The organism is Hyphomicrobium sp. (genome assembly GCF_009026145.1).
In the GTDB taxonomy this organism is placed as follows: Bacteria; Pseudomonadota; Alphaproteobacteria; order Rhizobiales; family Hyphomicrobiaceae; genus Hyphomicrobium_A.
On record NZ_WBUE01000032.1, the window covers coordinates 1 to 18,793 of the forward strand.

At 65.2% G+C, this 18,793-nt stretch carries 19 protein-coding genes and 1 tRNA gene; 6 read left to right on the top strand and 14 right to left on the bottom strand.

The genetic code is table 11. The features are described 5' to 3' along the window. The coding region (locus tag F9K20_RS18455; protein WP_291005363.1) for a 5'-3' exonuclease H3TH domain-containing protein at window positions 1-975 on the bottom strand (975 nt) is incomplete at its 3' end. A 171-nt stretch (window positions 976-1,146) separates the two neighbouring features. Between F9K20_RS18455 and F9K20_RS18460 the strand changes: the two genes are divergently transcribed. The 5 genes from F9K20_RS18460 to F9K20_RS18480 all read left to right on the top strand — a co-directional run bounded on the left by F9K20_RS18460 (window position 1,147) and on the right by F9K20_RS18480 (window position 6,003). After that, window positions 1,147-1,223 (top strand) — tRNA-Arg (locus F9K20_RS18460). 375 nt (window positions 1,224-1,598) lie between these two features. Next, window positions 1,599-2,621 (top strand): methylene-tetrahydromethanopterin dehydrogenase N-terminal domain-containing protein, encoded by a 1,023-nt coding sequence (locus tag F9K20_RS18465; protein WP_291005366.1) that lies wholly within the window; start codon window positions 1,599-1,601, stop codon window positions 2,619-2,621. A 106-nt stretch (window positions 2,622-2,727) separates the two neighbouring features. Continuing rightward, on the top strand, window positions 2,728-4,356 hold the full coding sequence (locus F9K20_RS18470; RefSeq protein ID WP_291005369.1) for a long-chain fatty acid--CoA ligase: 1,629 nt from the start codon (window positions 2,728-2,730) through the stop codon (window positions 4,354-4,356). Between the two features lie 123 nt (window positions 4,357-4,479). Further along, on the top strand, window positions 4,480-5,109 hold the full coding sequence (locus tag F9K20_RS18475; RefSeq protein ID WP_291005371.1) for a hypothetical protein: 630 nt from the start codon (window positions 4,480-4,482) through the stop codon (window positions 5,107-5,109). 75 nt (window positions 5,110-5,184) lie between these two features. Continuing rightward, entirely contained in the window at window positions 5,185-6,003 is an 819-nt protein-coding gene (locus F9K20_RS18480; protein WP_291005373.1) for a quinoprotein dehydrogenase-associated SoxYZ-like carrier, read from the top strand. Window positions 6,004-6,018: 15 nt separating this feature from the next. On the opposite strand, the gene F9K20_RS18485 is transcribed toward F9K20_RS18480, so the two are convergent. The 13 genes from F9K20_RS18485 to F9K20_RS18545 form a co-directional block, all read right to left on the bottom strand. Continuing rightward, on the bottom strand, window positions 6,019-6,675 hold the full coding sequence (locus F9K20_RS18485; RefSeq protein WP_291005375.1) for a VWA domain-containing protein: 657 nt from the start codon (window positions 6,673-6,675) through the stop codon (window positions 6,019-6,021). Window positions 6,676-6,713: 38 nt separating this feature from the next. Beyond that, on the bottom strand, window positions 6,714-7,718 hold the full coding sequence (locus F9K20_RS18490) for a YncE family protein (RefSeq protein WP_291005377.1): 1,005 nt from the start codon (window positions 7,716-7,718) through the stop codon (window positions 6,714-6,716). A gap of 1 nt (window position 7,719) precedes the next feature. Continuing rightward, window positions 7,720-8,256, bottom strand: coding sequence for an SRPBCC family protein (locus F9K20_RS18495; RefSeq protein ID WP_291005379.1), 537 nt, complete (start codon window positions 8,254-8,256; stop codon window positions 7,720-7,722). Further along, window positions 8,257-9,255, bottom strand: a complete 999-nt coding sequence (locus F9K20_RS18500; protein ID WP_291005381.1) for a vWA domain-containing protein — start codon at window positions 9,253-9,255, stop codon at window positions 8,257-8,259. Next, entirely contained in the window at window positions 9,252-9,842 is a 591-nt protein-coding gene (locus F9K20_RS18505) for a hypothetical protein (RefSeq protein WP_291005383.1), read from the bottom strand. The genes F9K20_RS18500 and F9K20_RS18505 overlap by 4 nt, the downstream gene beginning before the upstream one ends. Window position 9,843: 1 nt before the next feature. Next, a complete protein-coding gene (locus tag F9K20_RS18510; protein WP_291005385.1) occupies window positions 9,844-10,911 on the bottom strand; it encodes a vWA domain-containing protein in 1,068 nt (355 codons plus the stop codon). After that, window positions 10,908-11,828, bottom strand: coding sequence for a nonribosomal peptide synthetase MxaA (locus F9K20_RS18515; protein ID WP_291005387.1), 921 nt, complete (start codon window positions 11,826-11,828; stop codon window positions 10,908-10,910). The genes F9K20_RS18510 and F9K20_RS18515 overlap by 4 nt, the downstream gene beginning before the upstream one ends. Beyond that, on the bottom strand, window positions 11,825-12,703 hold the full coding sequence (locus F9K20_RS18520; RefSeq protein ID WP_291005389.1) for a DUF58 domain-containing protein: 879 nt from the start codon (window positions 12,701-12,703) through the stop codon (window positions 11,825-11,827). Before F9K20_RS18520 ends, F9K20_RS18515 begins: the two co-directional genes overlap by 4 nt. Further along, window positions 12,700-13,749, bottom strand: a complete 1,050-nt coding sequence (locus F9K20_RS18525; RefSeq protein WP_291005390.1) for a MoxR family ATPase — start codon at window positions 13,747-13,749, stop codon at window positions 12,700-12,702. Before F9K20_RS18525 ends, F9K20_RS18520 begins: the two co-directional genes overlap by 4 nt. Before the next feature lie 149 nt (window positions 13,750-13,898). Beyond that, window positions 13,899-14,186: a methanol dehydrogenase gene (locus F9K20_RS18530; protein ID WP_291005392.1), complete on the bottom strand. Its 288-nt coding sequence runs from the start codon at window positions 14,184-14,186 to the stop codon at window positions 13,899-13,901. An 88-nt stretch (window positions 14,187-14,274) separates the two neighbouring features. Beyond that, window positions 14,275-14,862 carry a cytochrome c(L), periplasmic gene (gene moxG, locus F9K20_RS18535; RefSeq protein ID WP_291005393.1) on the bottom strand — a complete coding sequence of 196 codons (588 nt, stop codon included), beginning with the start codon at window positions 14,860-14,862 and terminating at the stop codon, window positions 14,275-14,277. Next, on the bottom strand, window positions 14,859-15,755 hold the full coding sequence (gene moxJ / locus F9K20_RS18540; protein WP_291005395.1) for a methanol oxidation system protein MoxJ: 897 nt from the start codon (window positions 15,753-15,755) through the stop codon (window positions 14,859-14,861). The genes moxG and moxJ overlap by 4 nt, the downstream gene beginning before the upstream one ends. Before the next feature lie 205 nt (window positions 15,756-15,960). Next, on the bottom strand, window positions 15,961-17,847 hold the full coding sequence (locus tag F9K20_RS18545) for a methanol/ethanol family PQQ-dependent dehydrogenase (RefSeq protein WP_291005396.1): 1,887 nt from the start codon (window positions 17,845-17,847) through the stop codon (window positions 15,961-15,963). Between the two features lie 453 nt (window positions 17,848-18,300). Between F9K20_RS18545 and F9K20_RS18550 the strand changes: the two genes are divergently transcribed. Beyond that, window positions 18,301-18,783 (top strand): hypothetical protein, encoded by a 483-nt coding sequence (locus F9K20_RS18550; protein WP_291005398.1) that lies wholly within the window; start codon window positions 18,301-18,303, stop codon window positions 18,781-18,783. The last annotated feature ends 10 nt before the right edge of the window (window positions 18,784-18,793 follow it).

Below are 18,793 nucleotides of genomic sequence, written 5' to 3' on the forward strand. Positions count from 1 at the left end.
GACCTCGGCCGCAGCCGGCACCTCGGCACCCAGCGCCTCGCCGATGCGACGCGTCAGAGTGTTGAACTCCATGTCGCGCAGAAAACCGAGCAGCGCTGGTGGGTCCGGGTCATGCACGCCCAGCGCATCCGCCGGAACGAGGTCCGGCACGTCGTCCTTCAAGCGTACGAGCTGGCGCGAGATGCGTGCCTGCTCGGCGAACTCGATCAGCTTCTCGCGGCGCTTCGGCTGCTTGATCTCACCGGCGCGCGCCAACAGCGTGTCGAGATCGCCATACTCCTTGATCAGCTCCGCCGCCGTCTTGACGCCGATCCCCGGTACGCCAGGCACGTTGTCGGTCGAATCGCCGGCCAGCGACTGCACGTCGATGACCTTCTCGGGAGGCACGCCGAATTTCTCCATGACCTCCTCGCGCCCGATCTTCTTTCCCTTCATGGCGTCGAGCATCACGACGCCGGGCCGGACGAGCTGCATCAGGTCCTTGTCGGATGAGACGATGGTGACGTCGCCGCCGGCATCGACCACTTGGCGCGCGTAGGTGGCAATGAGGTCGTCGGCCTCGTACCCTTCCTGTTCCAGGCAGGCGACGTTGAACGCCTTCACCGCAGCGCGGATGAGCGGGAACTGCGGAATGAGCTCCTCGGGCGCCGGCGGGCGATGCGACTTGTAATCCTCATAGATTTCGTTGCGGAACGTCTTCTCCGAGGCGTCAAAAATGACGGCGAAGTGCGTCGGCGCCTCGGAGGCCTTCGATTCGCGCAGCAGCTTCCACAGCATGGCGCAGAATCCGTGCACAGCGCCGACGGGCAGGCTGTCGGAGGGGCGCGTCAAGGGCGGCAGCGCGTGGAAAGCGCGGAAGATATACCCCGAGCCATCGACGAGATAGACGTGGCTGCCCTTGGCGATGGGCGTCGGCTCACCGTCGGGCACGGTCGAGGTCGCGGCCTTTTTGGCTTTGGTCTTCGTTTCGCTCATGGATTGGGTCTGTTGCCGGGCTCTGGCGCCGGACTATAGGCGCTTGGTGCCGTCGGGTCAGCACGCCCGCCGCACTCATATGGGGACGGTGCGACGCCTATAGAACGTGCCCCGGGCCGGGCCGAGCGTCATTTGCCGGGGGCACACGAATGCGCTATCAAGCCGGCTCAAGCACCCATAGCTCAGCTGGATAGAGCGTTGCCCTCCGAAGGCAAAGGTCAGAGGTTCGAATCCTCTTGGGTGCGCCACCTCGGCGTCAATACCCGCCACTGCAAGCCCCCCGTGTAGTCAAGATTTATTGCGCATACAGATGCTCCGTTATTAGAGCATCAAGGCTATGCGCAAGCATCACGGCGCACTGCACGACCCTAGCGGGGACCTTTGCAGATACTTAACCCGCGCTCGCTTCTACTGCGAGAACTTGGGGCAGTCCGGGGGCGGCATCGTCTCCGCGAGCATGACGCCGACGATTTGCCCAGTCGCCAAGATGCGACATGCAGAATCCGACTTTGAAGCTCAACGAGCGGGCAAGCCGCGCCCTGTGGGCACGACTGAGCCTGGCCAAGCCCTGCGTCGCGCGCCGGCCTCTGGGTCGACGCGCTTGCCCAAGTGGAGTGCCCTGTATGCGTATGGACGATCAATCCAACCTCCTGGCGGAGACAACCGCGACCACCGGCGGCTCTGATGAGGCCGAGCAGCAACGGGAACTGCCGCGCAAAGCACGCAAGCAACGGCAGGCCACTCCCATCCTGCATTTCCTTTCGACGCAAGCATTCGCCAGCCCGTTCGATGTCAACATGGCGGTCGATGCCGGCTTCAAGGTCGTCATTCCGCACACCAATGCGGGTTTGGAGCACACTACCGGACTTGTGCAGGACGCTATCTTTTCTCGCCCCGTGGAGGCCGGCTGCCGAACCGGTCTGTTCATCGGCGGCAAGGATGCTCTGCTCGCGCTCGATATGCTGGCTGCTGCGCAAGCGGCACTGGTCCCGCCGTTCCAGCTCTCCACCTTCGCCGATCCGGGCGGCTCGTTCACCACCGCGGCTGCCATGGTGGCGCTGGTGGAAGATGTCTATCGCGATCGCACCGGTCGCACGCTGAAGGGAGCCGAAGTGGCAGTTTTCGGGGCCACCGGCGTCGTCGGCTTTGCCTCCTCGATCATCGCCGCACAGTGCGGGGCGAAGGTGACGATGGCCTCGCACATCGGCGTCGGGGCCCTCGAGCCCTTCGTGCGCGCCGGTCGCGACAGATTTGGCGTGGATCTGGAGCCCGTGGCCGCGGGCCGTGCCGCCGACAAAGGAGAGCTCGTCTCGCGGGCGGATATCGTGCTCTGCGCTGCGGCTGCCGGCGTTCGCGTCCTGACCGGAGAGGTGCTCACCAAGGCCCGGCGTCTCGCCGTCGCAGCCGATGTCAACGCCGTGCCGCCGTCGGGCATCGAAGGCGTGGAGCTGTTCGATCGCGGTCGCGTGCTCGACGGTTCGGACGTCTCCTCAGTCGGGCCGCTGGCGATTGGTGACGTGAAGTACAAGACACAGGCGGCACTATTCCGCAGCATGCTCGCTTCGCGTGAGACGGTCATGCTCGATTTCACGCATGCCTTCGCCAAAGCCCGCAAGCTCGTTCGCGGCCGGCCCGAAAAGACCTGAGGCCCCGGCTCCCCGACGCACGAAGATGCCCCTCCCGGTTGCCGAAACTCCCGGGCGGGGCTCTCCGTAAATCCTCCGAGATAGGTGCACGCAGGAGGAACGGGCAATGCTGACGGGCATGATGATGCGGCGGCAGCTCACGATGACGAGCATCATCGAGCATGCGTCGCGGGTGTTCCCCGATACCATGATCGTGTCGGCGACGGCCGAGGGAAGCCGCCACAGCTATTCTTATCGCGAGGCGAGCCGGCGCATCGGCCAGCTCGCCAACACTCTGGCGGCGCTCGGCGTGAGGCCGGGCGACCGCGTTGCGACGCTGGCCTGGAACGGCTTCAGGCATTTCGAGCTCTACTATGCGATCGCCGGGATCGGCGCCGTCTGCCATACGCTCAACCCGCGGCTTCCCGCCGAGCAGCTCGCCTGCATCGTCGAGCATGCCGCCGATCGCGTGCTGTTCTTCGACCCAACGCTCGCATCTCTTGTGTCGCAGTCGCGGGCGGCCTTTCCCGATGACCTGCGCCTCGTGGTCATGGCGGACGGGCTCGCGGGGTGCGAATCGCCGGAACTCGCCGATGTGATGATCTACGAGCAGTTGCTCGCCAACGCGGCGCCGGACTGTCCCTGGCCGGAGCTCGATGAAAGCGTTGCCGCCGGGCTCTGCTATACGTCGGGAACGACGGGAGCGCCCAAGGGCGTGCTCTACTCGCATCGCTCCAGCGTGCTGCACGCGCTGTCGGTGATCGCCGCGGGGACAGAGGGACTGCGACCCGGCAACGTCATCCTCCCCGTCGTCCCCCTCTTCCACGCCAATGCCTGGGGCCTGCCGCACGCCGCGCCGCTCGTCGGGGCCTCGCTCGTGTTGCCGGGCCCACGGCTCGATGGGCCAAGTCTATTCACGCTGATGGACCGCGAGCGCGTCACGTCGGCATGGGGCGTGCCAACGGTTTGGGTGGGGCTGATCGAGGAGATGCGCAGGCAGGGCCGCAAGCCCCAAGGCCTCGTCGAGGTCATCGTCGGGGGCTCGGCGGCGCCGGCAGCCATGATCGAGGGGTTCGAGCGCGAGTTCGGCGTCTGCGTCGTGCACGGCTGGGGCATGACGGAGACGAGCCCGGTGGGCACGCTTTGCACGCTGCCCGAGGGCCGCGGAACGCTAACCACCGGAGCGGAGATCAATAAGAAGCTTAGCCAGGGTCGGCCGCTGTTTGGCGTCGAGCTCAAGATCGTCGAGGACGGCGAGCGGCAGGCGCATGATGGCAAAGCCGCGGGGGAGCTCTATGTGCGCGGGCATAGCGTCACTGCCGGCTACTTCGAGAACCCCGCCGCAACGGCAACGGCCTTCGATGCCGAGGGGTGGTTCAAGACCGGCGACGTTGCGAGGATCGCGCCCGACGGCTTCCTGCAGATCGTTGATCGCTCCAAGGATCTGATCAAGTCGGGCGGCGAATGGATCAGCTCGATCGACGTCGAGAACGCGGCTTTGAGCCTTCCCGGCGTCGCCATGTGCGCCGTCATTGCGGTCGCGCACGACAAATGGGGCGAGCGGCCCCTGCTCGTGGTGGTGAAACGCGACGGAAGCGAGGTCACGCGCGAGGAGATCATCGCCGCACTTGCCTCCCGACTCAGCAAGTGGCAGGTGCCCGATGATGTGCTGTTCGTGGATTGCCTGCCCATGACGGCGACGGGCAAGGTGTCGAAGCTGAAGCTGCGCGAGCAGCTTGCCCCACAGGGCAATTAGTACAGCGGACTACAAATTAGCCTACGCAGGGAAAATTTGCCCGTCGGTTTGCCACCACTGCCAGGGTGAGCTGTGCCAGCGTGCGCGCCATCTCCAACCCCTGGGCAAGACAATAGAAATCCCATGCGCTTCTCGTCTTTGGCGTTCGTCGCTCTCTCCCTCACCGCCAGCGCCGCGGCAGCCGACTGCACCTCCGAGGTGAACGAGGCGTTTGCCAAGCTGCGCAAGTCGGCCGCCTTCCGCATGGAGACCAGGATCACCAACGCGCAAGGCACGCTGACGATGAGCAACGACTACGTGCTCCCCGATCGCATGCATCAGACGGTGTCGATGAGCGCCGGCGGCCCGGGCACGATGGAGATGATCCTCATCGGCGGCAAGGCGTGGAGCAATCAGGGCAACGCCGGCTGGGCCGAGGTGCCGGAAAAGTTCGCCACGACCATCGCCAAGCAGATGAAGGAGACGGTAGCCGAGCCGCCCAAGGACGAATCGCAGTTCGAGTGCCTGGGCGACGTGATATTCGAGGGCAAGGCCTACGCTGCCTATCGCGCCAAGCGAGGACCCACCAGGGCAGAAGGCGGCGCGGCCGCGCCGGCCGCCGACACCGCGAACGTGCAGACCGTCTACGTCGACAAGGCGCTCGGCATGCCCGTACGCAATATCGTGACGCCAGAATCCGACCCCAACAAGCGGCTGTTCGACGGCACGTTCAGCCTGCGCGACGGACTGAAGATCGAGCCGCCAAAGCTCTGACCATTGCCGGGAAGAAATCCCTGGTCAGGAATGCCGAGCAGCGCAGAAAGTCGGCTCCTGCTGGAGGACCAGAAAATGCGCATGCCCCAGTCCTATCTGCCGACGATATGCCTCGCCTGCATCCTCGCTCTCCCGCTCGCGCCGGCGCGCGCCGGCGACGATCCATGGCCGGACATCCATGCCGGCGTATTCGATAGCCGCGCCATTGCCGAGAACGACGGCGCCGTTACTCTGTACGCGCCCGAACAGGCGGAGGATGCGGCACTCGTGCCGCTCGCCGTGCACATTCCCCCGCACATCGCCAATACGGCGAAGTCGTTGACGCTGATCATCGACCGCAATCCGGCGCCGGTGGCGGCGACGTTCCGCTTCGGCGATGCCTTCAGTGCCCCGGCCGAGGTCGGCGAGCGCAGGCTCATGACGCGCGTGCGCGTCGACAATTTTTCCAACGTGCGGGCAGTGCTGGAGACCGCCGACGGCAAGCTGCACATGGCAACGAGGTTCGTCAGGGCGGCCGGCGGCTGCTCGGCTCCGGCCTCCAAGGATGCCGATGCGGCGCTCGCCAGCCTCGGCAAGATGCAGGTGAAGATAACGACCAGTCCCGCGCACGGCCCGCGCTGGCGGGAAGGCATCGTGATGATCCGCCATCCGAACTTCACCGGCATGCAGATGGATCTCGTCTCGCGCGGCTACACGCCCGCCCGTTATGTCGATCGCATCGAGGTTATGCGCTCGGGCAGCCTGGTGCTGCGCATGGAGGGCGGCATCTCCATCTCGGAGGATCCCAACCTTCGCTTCAACTACGACGGCGGCGATGGCGATGCCCTCGAAGTGAATGCCACCGACAGTGACGGAGCCAAATTCGCCGGTAAATCGCTGGCCAGCGGCTCATAGCCGGGGACCAGCGGGTCAGCGCCCCGCGCCGGCCTCGCTCACCATGGGGCAGGCCAGCGCCGCCTCCAGGGCCGCGGCAACCTCATCCACCGTATTCGTGGCCGCGTAGATGCCACCCGTTTCGTCGGCAATGCAGCGCGAGGCGAACACACCCTCCGATCCGATGGCGCTGGCGATGTGGTAGCTGATGACGTGCACGGTGGTGCGCGCCCCTTCTGCCTTGAGGGTCTTGGCCAGCGCACACGGCGCACCATCGCACGTCTCCTCGCCGTCGGTGAGCAGCACGATCGTCACCGGGCGGCTGCGAAAATCGAGGACTTCGGCCGCCAAGCGCACGGCGCGTGTGAGCGGCGTACGCCCGTCCGGCTTCAACGCATCGAGGCGCGCCATGATGCGTTCCGACGCGTTGATCAGGGGCCGAAACTCGAGGGCGACGTTGACGCACGCCGGCCGCGACCCGGGGCCATAGACGATCAGCCCAAGCCGCCGCTTTGGGGCTACGCGCGGCAGGACGCGCGCCAAGGCCGAGCGCACGGCATCGATGCGCCGCAGGCCGGTGTTGTCACCGGCGGCGGCGGCCATCGACTTGGAGGCGTCGAAGACGAGAATGGCGTCCTCGGTGCACGGCTGCTGCGCATGGGTCATTGCCGGAAACAGGAGGGAAAACGCCACTGCGAGCGCCAAGGACACACGTCTGGCGGCACACGGCATCAACGGCGACGCTCGGCAGACTGGGCCGGCGGAGCGGATGTCTTGCCCGGCGATCCGGCAATAACGACGAGTGCACGCGAGCCGCTGCCGGTCCTTATGCGCTTCAATTCGTTCCCGCTCTGCATGTCGAGCACGGACACATCGCCTGAGAACCAGTTGGCGACGTAGGCCTTTGCGCCGCGCGGCTCGACGACGATGCCCTCGGGGAAACGGCCGACCTTGTGCGAGGCGAGGACGCGTAGCTCGCGGCTGTCGAGCAAGGTCACCGATCCGGAGCTCTGGTTGGCAACGAGGAGCCGCGCCCCGTCGTTGCTCGTCGCCACACCGTACGGCATGGGGCCGACATGCACCGTCGCCACCGGCCGCAGCGTCTCGGTGCTGATCACCGAGATGTTCGCGCTCTGCACGTTGGCGACGTAGATGCGCGTCGCGTCCGGCGACACCGTGAGCGCGAACGGAGCGCGGCCCACGGGAAGCGTGGCGACGATGGCCAGCGTCGTTGCGTTGAGGATGGTGATCGAATCGCTCTCGCGGTTGGCAACAAAGATCAGCGCGCCGCGCGGGCTGGTCACGATGCCGGCCGGCGAGCGGCCGACCTCGACCTGGCGCAGGCGCGCACCCGTCTGCGGCTCGACGGCGGTGACGGTGTTGGTGTTCCAGTCGCTGACGAAGAGGGTATCGTCATGGCTCACAGCGATGCCGAACGGCATGCCGCCGACGTTAAGCGAGCGCACCACCTGGCGCTTGCTGGCGTCGATGACGGAGATCTCGCCGCGCTCCGGATGCGTGACGTAGAGCGCCTTGCCGCTGCGGTCGGCGGCGATGCTCGCCGGCGCAAAGGCGACGGGTATCGTCCCTACGACCTCGTCCGACGCCGTGTCGATGATGCTCACGGTCGCCGCGTCCTGATTGCAGACGAAGACGAGCGCCGTATCGCCGGCCGCCGGCGCGGGTGCCGCGAGGAGCGCTGCGGCGAGCCAGGCGATGAGGCGCGGCGCCCGCATGCTACTTCGCCTCCGCCTTGGCCTTGAGACCCTGGAGCCCTTCGGTGATGAAGGCCTTCATGGCTTTGATGGCGGCCGCGTCGTTCTTGTCCGGCGCCGGCTCATTGCCGGTGTCGGCACGATAGAAGCGCCCTACCCAGGTGACGAGGCTGCCGCCTCTGTCTCCGGTCTTCACCGTCAGCTCGGCCGTGTACGAGCTGACCGGCAGGACGTCGATCTTCTCCTTCGACAGACGATAGAGATAGGTCATCTCCTTATCGCTGTAGTAGTCGAGGCCCTCTTGCAGATCGCCGCCGGACTTGAGCGTGATCATGCGCGTGGCGCCGGAGGCGTTGCCGCCGCTGCCTTCGCTCTTGGTGACCGCCGGGCTCCAGTCGCTGATCTTGCCGAAGTCCTTGACGATGTCCCACACCTTCGCCGGCGGCGCGGCGATCTCGACGCTCTCCTCGACCTTTTGCGGCGTCGGCCCGTGTGCTGATGCGGGAAGCGTGAGCGCGCACAGGCACAGACAAAGCAAGAGAGTTCGCAGCGGCAACATTCACTTGGCTCCTTTGGGTGGAGGAAGGTTGAGAGAGGATCGGATGAGCGCTCTTCCTGCAGCGACGGCGCCGAGGCCATAGAGGAAGACCAGGAGGATGAGCGCGAGGCTGCCCGGAAGGGCCCTGATGTCCGAGGCAACCTTGAGCGGGCGGGCGTGTGCGGCGGCGACGAGCGGCTCAAGCAGGTCCTCACGCTGGCCGAAGTAGGCGTACGAAAGCCCGGTCACGCTCGCGAGCTGCTTCAGATATGCCTCGCGCACGACGGCCATATGCTCGCTGTTGTCGACGACGGCGTTGCCGAACGGGGCCCATTTCGGATGATAGCCGGGGCGCGTCGAGGCATCGGGCGGCGGCGCCCCAGAGCGGTTCTCCTGCGGCACCTCCTGCGCCGCATAGGTGCCGATCTCGCGCCCCTCCTCGTCGTACTTCAAGAGCGGCGTTGGCGTGCGACTGCCAATGCCGACGATAAGGCCGCCGACATCGCCGGGCTTGCCGTCGAACGGGGGAAGGCCACTGAAGGGCAGCGGCGGCAGCTCGTGCCCGTCGGTGATGAAAATAAGATCGGCGTCGAGGCTCTTGGCGACCTCTATGGCGCTGTAGAGACCCCTCGAAACGTAGCTGTCGCCCTCCCACGCCATCCGCCAGTCGAGCTGCGCGATCGCCTCGTCGATGGCCGCGAAATTCTCGCACACCTCGATGGGGTCAAAGAGCAGGAACGTGCGCCGCTCGGTGAAGAAACCGAGACCGAGGTGCGAGCCGCAGGGCAGCTTGGCCAGCATCTCGCGTAGCGCGGTCTTGGCCGCCCGCAAGCGACTGACGGTCTCAGCTCCGCTCGCCTCGTCGCGGGTGTTCATGCTCGTCGTGATGTCGATCACGGCGAGCACGTCGTAGGCGTCCCGCGTAAGATCGATGCGCGGGGCGAACAGAGCGATCAGCGCAAATGCCAGTGCGCCGGCCACGAGCCACGTGCGCATGTCGTTAAGGGTTACCCAGCTCATGGCAGCCCCTTCGGCACGCCCGGCAGGTCTGTCCACAGCTTCTCGGGCGTCTCGAGCGGCTTTTCCTCATCCTCGCCGACCGCCCGCGGCAAGTCGCGCACGAGGCGCATGGCTATATCGAGATTGTATTTCGCGTCCCAGTCGCCGGGGTCGAGACGCAGGACGGTGCGGTACTCCGACTTGGCCAGCGTGACGAGGGGAATGGCCTTGTCGAGGTTGCCCTTTTCGATGGCGGTGACGGCCGCACGCATGCGCGCATTGGCCATGTTGTAGAGCATGCGCACGAGCGTCGCGCGGTCGGCGCGTAGCGCAGCCTGATCGAGCAGCGGCTGCGCCTCCTCGATGCGTTCGCGCTTGAGCAGAAATGCCGCGCGCGCGTCGAGCAGCGCCGGCGGTGCGCTCGCAGCATCGACCGGCACGTCCGCGCCGACGCGCAGCCGATCGATCACGGCGTTGGTCTGCGACTTGGAGATATAGAGCAAGCCCGCGACTGCAAACGCGGTAGCACCTGCGACGAGCACTACCCACAGCGTGGCCGCCTTGAAGCTGCCGATGGGCGGAACCCAATTGGTCAGGTGCTTACGCATATCAGGCCGCCCGCTGCATCTGTCGCCCGGCTATCGCCGCCGCACCCATAGCGCGTGGCGCGCGTCTCACCGCGGCGTCAGCGCCCGCGTCGAGACGCACCTCCGCAAGCTTGGCGAGCAAGAGGAGCAGCAGCCCCGCAGCTGCGACGGCGTATGCCAGCCATGAAAGATCCTTTTCCGGGATGCGCTCCTGGTAGCGGATGGGATTGCGTTCGAGCTTGTCGATCTCGGTGATGGCGTCGGCCACCGCCTGCGGGTTCTCCGCCTCGAAGGCCCGGTAGGGCACCTTCAACGTTTGAAAGAACAAATTGAGATGCCGCTCGGGAAGCGCCTGCGGCGTATCGGGCACGTCCTCGCCGGGTGGATCGAAAATCCCCGGCGCTCCGGCGGTGCGCAGGTAGAGCCAGTAGAGATTGACCGGCCGCTTGGCGATCGCCGCGCGCAGCTTTTCCTGCACGCGCCGGTCGATCACCGCCGCCCCGTCCGAGACGAGCACGATGGCGCGTGAGGCCGCGGTCGGATCCGCCTCGTGCATCGATAGCGCCAGCAACAAGCCGAGGCCGACGTTGGTATAGGCGAGGCCCGGACGCGTGATCGCATCGACGGCGCCGAGCACGGCGTCCTTGTGACTGGTGATCGGCAGCACATGCATGGGCATGGTCGAGAAGGCGGCGACGCCGAAACGGTCATGCGGACGGCGCTCGATGAAGTCGCGCAGCAAGCGCCTAGCCGCCGCCGACTTCGAATCCTCATCCGCCCCCGGACGGCGTCCGGCGAAGGTGTCGTCCATACTGCTCGAACGGTCGAGCAGCAGCACGATGTGGGCGCCTTCACCGACGCGCTCCACCGTCTGGCCCTTGAGGTGCAGCCCGCCGATGCCGGCTAGCAGGGCTGCGATGCTCACCGCACCCAAAAGATGCAGTCCGATATCGACCGCGTGCGATAGGGCGTCCGGCTCGAGGGCCGCAAGCGCGGGATAGCCCTGGCGGCGCTGCACGGCGAACAAGAGCGGCAGCAGCGCCAGCGGCAGCAGGGCGAGCACCCATGGTGTCGACAGCCCGAGGTTCATGCCGCCCTCCGCTCGGCCGCGCCGAGGCGCGCGCTCAGCTCGGCGAGAGACGGGAGCGGCATTTCCGCCTGCGCTTGATCGACATCGTTGGCAAAGAAGGCCTGACGCGAAGAGGCAAAGAGGCGTGCGACGTCGGCGCCGTGGGGCGCGAACTCGGGGTGCTGGGCAAGGAAATCGTCGACGTCGTCCGCCAGCAGGCGTCGCCCGGCGGCCAGATCGAACGCACGGTGAAGCTTGAGCAGCGCCGTACGATAGCCGCCGGCGCCTTCGAGGCGCGCCGCGTTGGCCTTGAGAAAGCGAGCGGCATCGGTGAATGGGCGCGCAGGGCGCCACTGAAACGGCCACCAGGCGTTGTGCCAGGCGAGGGCGACGAGCGCGGCGAGCGCAAGCAGCCCCGATACCAGGAGCACCGTGCGCTCGGCCCCCGTCGGCAGCCGCTGCGGTAGGTCGTCGGGCTGCAGCTCAACGGCAGATCCGGTGCTCTGGCTGCTGGCGGTGAACAGCTGCCGAATTGGAGACGTGATGAAACCGAACTCGGGCACGGCGACTTCGCCGTCGCCTTGCGCACCTTTGATCTTCAGCTTGAAGCCGGGAATCGTCAGCTTGCGTGGATCGAGCGGGGCATAGAACGTCTGATACACGAGCGAAAGGCGATAGAGCGTGCCATCTCCCTCGGTCGCGGCGAGGTCTACCTGGCTCAACTCCAGCCAGTAGTTGAGCGGACCTGGACGCGGCAGCGAGGCCGCATCGAGCTCCTGGCCAGAGCCGAGCCGCAGGACCGCTTCTCGGCGCATGACATCGCCGAGAAAATAACCGAACGGCCGCGGCTCGATAACGTCGAGCGACGGCGTGCGGGCCAGCGCAACTCCCCCGGCGACGAGGCCGACGGCAAGGCCGAGCAGCAATCTCCCGATCATGCTGAGCCGCCCACGAGATGCGCGCCGAGCCGATCCCAGTCGATGCGGTCGCGGATTTCGAACGGCTGGCGGCCAAAGCGCGCCGCGATGGCATTGAGTTCGGCGCGGCGACGCCCGCTCCTCCTTTGCCATGCCTCCCACAGAGAAGGACGCATGACGACCAGACGCCGCCGGCCGACCTCTAAATCGGTGAGGGAGAAGATCCCCCACCGAGGTAGCTTTTCGATCTCGAGGCTGTCCGACAGCACGATTGGCACGATGTCGTGATGCGCGAGCGCGCCGAAGAGTTCCTCGGTCTCCTCGCGCGCAATGTAGAAATCGGAGATCAGGAAGACGAGCTTGCGACGCCCGCTGATCAAGGCGGCCGCATCGATGAGCCCGCGCGTGCCCCGCCCTCTCGGTACAAAGGTACGCAACCTGCGCAGCATCTCGATCTCGCTGCCGCGCGCACGCGCGGCGAGAAAGAGCAAATCCGGCTGCACGACCTCATCGCAGCCCATGAGACCGAAGGCGTCGCCCGCCCGCCGCGTCGCCGCGGCGAGCGCCGCACACAGATCAGCGGCGAGCCGCATCTTGTCGGCATGGCCGCGAAAGCCCATCGAGGCTGAGACATCGACCAGCGCGTAGACCGCCACCGACACCTTCTGCTCGAAGCGACGGACATGCAGCCCCTCGAACGGATCGTGGGCACTCAAGCGCAGATCGATGCGGCGCGGGTCGGGACTGCGCAGCAGCGGCACGACATCGCGGAAGAATCCACCAGAGCCCTCGAGCTTGCCGCGATGCGCGCCGATGCGGATGTCGGCGCTGCGCCATGGCAGGCGATACGGCACATCTGCCGGGAGCGTGCCGTCGGGGCGTACCTCGCTGCTCATGGTGCCGGCACTCGCTCGAACAGCTGGCGGATGAGCTCGCGCACGATGGGCTCGCGCCGCAGCTCGTATATGGGATCAAAGAAGATGCGGTGCGCCATCGTCTCGAAGAACACGGAGCGCAGGTCCTCAGGGACGACCATGCCGCGATTGTCCAGCCAGGCCGCGACGCGTGCGGCGCGCAACAGGTAGCTCATGCCGCGCGGGCTCGCCCCACCGGCGACGAGGCGCTGCATGTCGACGTCGGGAATGTCGATGCCAACCGACTGCGGATCGCGCACCGCCTGCCAGAGGTCGAGCGTGTAACGCTCGAGATCCGGACTCGTCTCTATGTCGTCCTGAATTGCCCCGGCGACGGCGGGAAGCTCGCGATGATCGAGGATCGCCTCGGGCATCGAGCGGATCAGCTTGTCGCTGTCATGAAAGCGCGGATCGAAGGCGAGCAATCTTCGGATATCGGCCTCGACCGGCGTTCCGATGGCGATCTCCATCAAGAAGCGATCGCGCGCGGCGGCCGGCAGCTCGAACGTCTCCTCGCGCTCGATCCTGTTGCGGTCGGCAAATACCAGAAGATAGGGAAACTGGTACTCGCGGTTGAAGGCGCTGATCGAGCGCTCCGCCATCAGGCGCAGTAGCAGGGAGTGGACCTGCGGGCGCGCGCGGTTGATCTCGTTGAAGAAGAAGACGGTGAGGTCGCTGCCGTAGCGAATGACCGGGCCGGGCTCGACGCGCGGGCGCCCGTCCTCACCGATGTAGGTGTGGTAGATCATGTCGGCGGGCATCAGATCGATGGTGCCCTCGACGCGCTCGTAGGCGCCGCCGAGCCCGCGCGCCGCAGCACGCAAGAGCGTCGTCTTGCCGACGCCGACATCGCCCTCGAGCAGCACGTGGCCGCGCGCGAAGATGGCGATGGTCAAGAGACGAATGACGCGCCGCTGACCAACCACGACCTTGGCGAGCTCGCCTTCGAAATCGAGAGCACGCTGACGCCAGTGCGGGAGGTCGACCCCGTGCAAATCCCTCACCGCTTGCACACCTTCGCGGGACAAGGGGTACTCCTGTGCACCGCAGCCAGCTCGCATGCCGGCCGCTGGATGTGGATTAGAAACGGTGTGGGGTGCGGCGGCAGCCGCACCCCGATTCCTCGGGAGGAAGCAGCTCTAGCGTGGCACTGCTCCGAGGAATGTACGCCGCCCGCTTATTCCGGGATCTTGTCGACGTCGTAGACCCACTTGCCGGACTTGACGAAGTATGCAGAGCGCTTGGCGTTGCGAGCCTCCATGGAGCGCTCGGAGTCACCCTGCTTGGCGAGCTCCGCCGGGTCGTGCTTGGGGTCGTACTTGGAGCCGGCGACCTTCTCTGGATAGCCCGGCTTCGGCTCCCAGCAGTTGCCGGGCGCCTTGCACTTGGTGCCGTCGTAGGCAAAGGCCGACGTGGCGGCGATGAGTGCCGCGGCAGCCGTGCCGATGAAGAGAAACTTCGTCATGACTCATTTCCTCCTGGCTTCATTCACTTTGTGGTGCGGCGGTGGTCCCGCCTTCTTTGCTCGCGCCCCTCCGGAAGCGAACATTTCGTCACTTCGCCATCGGACCACACTTGTCCGCCGGCGCTGCTGATGCCTGCTCAATCGTCCCGTGATCGCTTCCCTCGGGCAGCGTGTAAGGTTTGAAGCTTGCCTTCTGCTCCTTGGTGAGCCATGGGGCGTCCTCCACCGGCCCGGTGTAGAGATGGCGGATCCACGCCATGACCAGCAGCGTCTCGTTGAGCTGCAGATCGTTGTGCGGTCCCATCATCCCCTGCGCGCCGCCGAAGATGGTCTCGAACAAGCCCTTGTCGGTCTTGTTCTTCGGATAGGTCCAATAGTTGTCGTTGAGGCCGGGGCCGACCTTGCCTTCGGCAACGTGACCGTGACAGCCCGAGCATGAGGACAGGTAGAGGTACTCGCCACGCGGCAGGCAGGTCGCGTCCTCGTTGTACGGGTTGTGTCCCGTCTCCAAAAACTTCTTCACCGCTTCGGTATCGCGCCCCTCCTTGGGTGCCGTGTTGAGGTCGAGAATCTCGCCGGTGACCGTATTGCGAAACGGCTCATCGAGTGCGAGGGCAACGAGTGGAACGGAAACGATGGCCACACCCGCGAGTAGTCGTCGTGTAAACTTCTTCATCCAGCGCGCCCCTCCGGAGTCTTGGCAATCTCGTCGAGGGGAATGCCTTCTTCCTTCAAGATGGTTTCGATTTCTGGCCGCGCCTTCTCCAGCGCGGCATTTACTTCAGCCAGCAGTTGCGTGTCGTCCTTGCGCACGCCGATCGACTGATCGAAGTGGAACGGGACATGCTGCCCGTCGGCACGCGTGGTGTTGTCCGGAATTACGACCAGCTTCACCACCTCGCCGCGCTGCTTGGCATAGCGGGCGACCTCCGGCGCGAAGGCGACGGCGAGGTCGGCCTTGCCGGACGCCACGTCCTCCACGAGGCGCTGCGGCGGCACGCGCACGTACTGATTGCGCTTGCTCTTAAAGCCGATGAGCGACTTCATGTAGTTGAAGTTGGCGTTGAACAGCCCGAGCTTCTCGAGCATCACCTGCGCCGGGCTGTCCTGCGCCAGGCCGATGCGCTTGGCCTGCTTGAGGTCGGGACTGTCCCAGCTCGTGATGTCGAGCTCGGTATCCTTGCGCTCGACGAACACGTACGGCGCCCGGTAGTAGGGTTTCGACGTCAGGACGCGCTCATCGCCGGTATCGAGCCCGATGATGACGTCGCAGTTCTTCTTGTCGAGCTGATCGCGCACCAGGTAGATCGCCGGCTTGTCTGACCAGACGAAATCGGCTTTGCGGCCCATCGCCTTGGCGAGCACCTCGGCAATCTTGTTCTCGAATCCGTTGCCGTCGCGGTTGGAATAGGGTTGCTCGTTCTCGGCCGCACAGATGCGCAAGAGCGAGGGATCTGCGGCTTGCGCCGGCTTGTCCTCGGCCCAGCTCGGGGCAGCGAGGCTCGCCAGCATCACGGCGGTGGAGAGCAACAGCCCTGCCGCGTGATCGTATGTTGATCGTTTGCTCATGTTGACGCTTGCATTCCTGAAGCTGGACTGCCCCTGCGGACCAATTTCGGTTTGTGATCGTTCGGTCCACTAGCAATGCCGGTGATGGTCGCGGCTTGCGGAGACAGCATCCTTACCGTTGGAGGAGGTGACGGATCGGTCGCTGCGAGGCGGTCGTCCCGCCAGGACACGCTTGGCGTCCTGGCGGGAGCGAACGGCTCGGCTATCAGAGCTTCGGCAGCTGCGGCGGATACTCGTCGAGCATCACGTCGTCATAGGGTCCCTTGCCATCCAGCGAGAAGACCAGCATGCCACCGCCCATCTGCGTCCAGTTGGCGAGGTTCTTGAACGCGCCAACCGCACCAAGACCGGCAGTCGGATCGTTCAGGTCGAACACCAGACCCACGGCCGGCCAGCCGCCAACGCCGTAGTAGATGGCGATGTACTGGACGCCCTTGTGCGTGTAGGTCATCGGGTATCCGATGGCGCCCGACGGCATCTTGAACTTCCAGAGCAGCTCGCCGGTGTCGCTGTTGCGGGCTTTGATGTAGCCGTCGAGCGTACCGTAGAACACGAGGTCTCCAGCGGTCGCAAGCGTGCCGCCCCAAGCCGCAAAGCGCTCCATCACTTCCCACTTATACTGGCCGGTGATGGCGTTGTAGGCCTTGACCTGACCCAGGCCGAGGTAGTTCTGACGGTCGCCCTTCGGGCCGGGATACATCCACAGCGTCGCGCCGACGAAGAACTGACCGGCACGGTACGGAAGCATGAACGGTTCCCAGTCCATGCAGATGTGGTTGATCGCGAGATAGAAGAGCTGGCGGTTCGGATCGTAAGAGTCGTGCGCCTGGTCATGGTAGCCCATGGCCGACGGACACACGTTGGTCGCCTTGTGATCCATCCGCGTGCCGTACTCCGGGTTGCGGACGGGGATGCCCGTCTTGAGATCGACGTGCGTCCAGACGTTGACGGTATCGTCGATCTTGTTGGCGGAGATCAGATCGCCGTTGGTGCGGTCGAGCGTGTAGATGATGCCGTTGCGGTCAGGATGGGTGAGAAGCTTGCGCATCTTGCCCGACTTGTCCTTTTGCGTGGACAGCATCATGACGTTGACGCCGGCGTAGTCCCACTCGTCGTGCGGGGTCTTCTGGTAGCCAAAGCGCAGCTCGCCCGTGTCGACGTCGCGGCCCATGATGGTCATGGTCCACTTGTTGTCGCCAGGACGCATGGTCTCGTTCCACGGAGAAGGGTTGCCCGACCCGTAGTAGATCAGGTTCTCTTCCGGATCGAAGGCATACCAGCCCCAGTTGGTGCCGCCGCCGATCTTCCAGGCGTCGCCTTCCCAGGTCGCGGTGCCGAGGCCCTTCTGACCGTAGTGTGGGTTTGCCTCATTGAACTTGTCGCCGATGCCGACTTCATCATCGGGACCGGTCGCGTACTTGCGCCACTTCATCTCGCCCGTCTTGACGTCGTAGGCGGTGGTGTAGCCGCGCACGCCGAGCTCGGCGCCCGACGAGCCGACGATCACCAGGTCCTTGACGACGTAGGGAGCGATGGTGAGCGTCGAGCCGACCTTGATGTCGGAGTTCTCGAGCTTCCAGAACTCCTCGCCGGTCTCGGCATTCAACGCAACGACGTGACCGTCGAGCTGATTGTTGATGATGAGCGGCGGTGTCTTGCCATCGCCCGGCCAGTAGGCGAGGCCGCGGTTGACGAGATCGCAGCAGGCAACCGAGCGCGCGGCCGGGTCCTGCTTCGGCTTATACTGCCACTTGATCTTCCCGGGGTTGTTGAGGTCCAACGCGTAGACGTTGTTCGGGAAAGACGAATTGATGTACATCACGCCATTGACGACGCGCGGCGTGCCTTCGTGGCCGTGCAGCAACCCGGTCGAGAACGACCACGCAGCCTTCAGCTTCTTGACGTTGTCTTTGTTGACCTGCTTCAGCGGGCTGTAGTTGTTGGAGTCATAATTCTTACCGGTCATGACCCAGTTTTCGTCGCTCTTCGACAGCTCGATGAGCTTGTCGTTGGCGCTAGCGCTAGCGACGAAACCCACCAACGCCGCAAATGATGCGGACGCCAGCAGGCCTGACTTGAGGTGTGCTTTCATCAACAAACCCTCGCGTTTTCGCTCCCAGGAAAAGGCGGGCTCCTTGAGGATGCCGAAGCCGATCGTCCGCAAGACATTGCGGACGGCACGGGCATCTCCGCCTTCTTAGATGCAGCACGCAGGCCGTTGTTCGGACCCGCGACTGCACGGGTTGAGCAGCTGTCCGTTAGGAAGCCTGTCTCAGCCGTGAGCGAAGCTAGAACGCGTATGTTGTTGCGTCTTTAGGTCAACTTCCAAGAGTCGGACGGCACAGGTGGCAACGGTTCTGCAAGTTCTGACCTCGCAGTGCACTGCGAAGCGACGTTAAGATCAACGCCGGTCCCGGCGATTGGTCGCACACTGCGGCACTCCGGGAAAAACCCTGCCGCCGGCTTCCAAATGCTTCACCCCGCGATGGCCACACCGCAGCAGTCGAAGAGGCATCGATCCCCGTCCTTATGCTGCGTTTGCACATTGCTCGCGACGCTCGCGGTCTCGACCGGGTGCGGGGACGAGGCAGCCGACGACGCATCGTCGACGTCTTCCACCGTAGTCGAGACTGGGCCCTCCCCACACAGACTCGAATGGCTGAAACAGACGGATGCCATTGCACCCGAGCAATGGCTCGCCAGCCGCGAAGCGGGACGCGATCTCGACCTCTATGATCCCTCAGTAGGCGCGATGCGGCGCGCACTCGACGTCGCTGCGGCACGCTTTCGCGATCAGCCGCGCATGATCGCCAACCGCGCCGTGCAGCTCGAGGAGATGCTGAACGAGAAGAACATCGACGAGCGCGCACCGGCCATCATCGCAACGCTGTCCGAAATCCCGGGGCAGACGCGCTACGTCGAAAGCTTCGCTGCCCTGACGCAGCAATACTACAATCTGCGCATGGAAGGGCTCGACAGGGCGCAGGCCGTCGACGCCCTGAAGCGGCAGAACGATCCCAACCAATAGGATCCCAAGG

Excerpts from the sequence above, each read along its gene's own strand:
- F9K20_RS18465 (WP_291005366.1), top strand. The coding sequence starts at position 1,599 with ATGCGTATGGACGATCAATCCAACCTCCTGGCGGAGACAACCGCGACC.
- F9K20_RS18470 (WP_291005369.1), top strand. The coding sequence starts at position 2,728 with ATGCTGACGGGCATGATGATGCGGCGGCAGCTCACGATGACGAGCATC.
- F9K20_RS18475 (WP_291005371.1), top strand. The coding sequence starts at position 4,480 with ATGCGCTTCTCGTCTTTGGCGTTCGTCGCTCTCTCCCTCACCGCCAGC.
- F9K20_RS18480 (WP_291005373.1), top strand. The coding sequence starts at position 5,185 with ATGCGCATGCCCCAGTCCTATCTGCCGACGATATGCCTCGCCTGCATC.
- F9K20_RS18490 (WP_291005377.1), bottom strand. The coding sequence starts at position 7,718 with ATGCGGGCGCCGCGCCTCATCGCCTGGCTCGCCGCAGCGCTCCTCGCG.
- F9K20_RS18495 (WP_291005379.1), bottom strand. The coding sequence starts at position 8,256 with ATGTTGCCGCTGCGAACTCTCTTGCTTTGTCTGTGCCTGTGCGCGCTC.
- F9K20_RS18500 (WP_291005381.1), bottom strand. The coding sequence starts at position 9,255 with ATGAGCTGGGTAACCCTTAACGACATGCGCACGTGGCTCGTGGCCGGC.
- F9K20_RS18505 (WP_291005383.1), bottom strand. The coding sequence starts at position 9,842 with ATGCGTAAGCACCTGACCAATTGGGTTCCGCCCATCGGCAGCTTCAAG.
- F9K20_RS18510 (WP_291005385.1), bottom strand. The coding sequence starts at position 10,911 with ATGAACCTCGGGCTGTCGACACCATGGGTGCTCGCCCTGCTGCCGCTG.
- F9K20_RS18515 (WP_291005387.1), bottom strand. The coding sequence starts at position 11,828 with ATGATCGGGAGATTGCTGCTCGGCCTTGCCGTCGGCCTCGTCGCCGGG.
- F9K20_RS18520 (WP_291005389.1), bottom strand. The coding sequence starts at position 12,703 with ATGAGCAGCGAGGTACGCCCCGACGGCACGCTCCCGGCAGATGTGCCG.
- F9K20_RS18530 (WP_291005392.1), bottom strand. The coding sequence starts at position 14,186 with ATGACGAAGTTTCTCTTCATCGGCACGGCTGCCGCGGCACTCATCGCC.
- moxG (WP_291005393.1), bottom strand. The coding sequence starts at position 14,862 with ATGAAGAAGTTTACACGACGACTACTCGCGGGTGTGGCCATCGTTTCC.
- moxJ (WP_291005395.1), bottom strand. The coding sequence starts at position 15,755 with ATGAGCAAACGATCAACATACGATCACGCGGCAGGGCTGTTGCTCTCC.
- F9K20_RS18545 (WP_291005396.1), bottom strand. The coding sequence starts at position 17,847 with ATGAAAGCACACCTCAAGTCAGGCCTGCTGGCGTCCGCATCATTTGCG.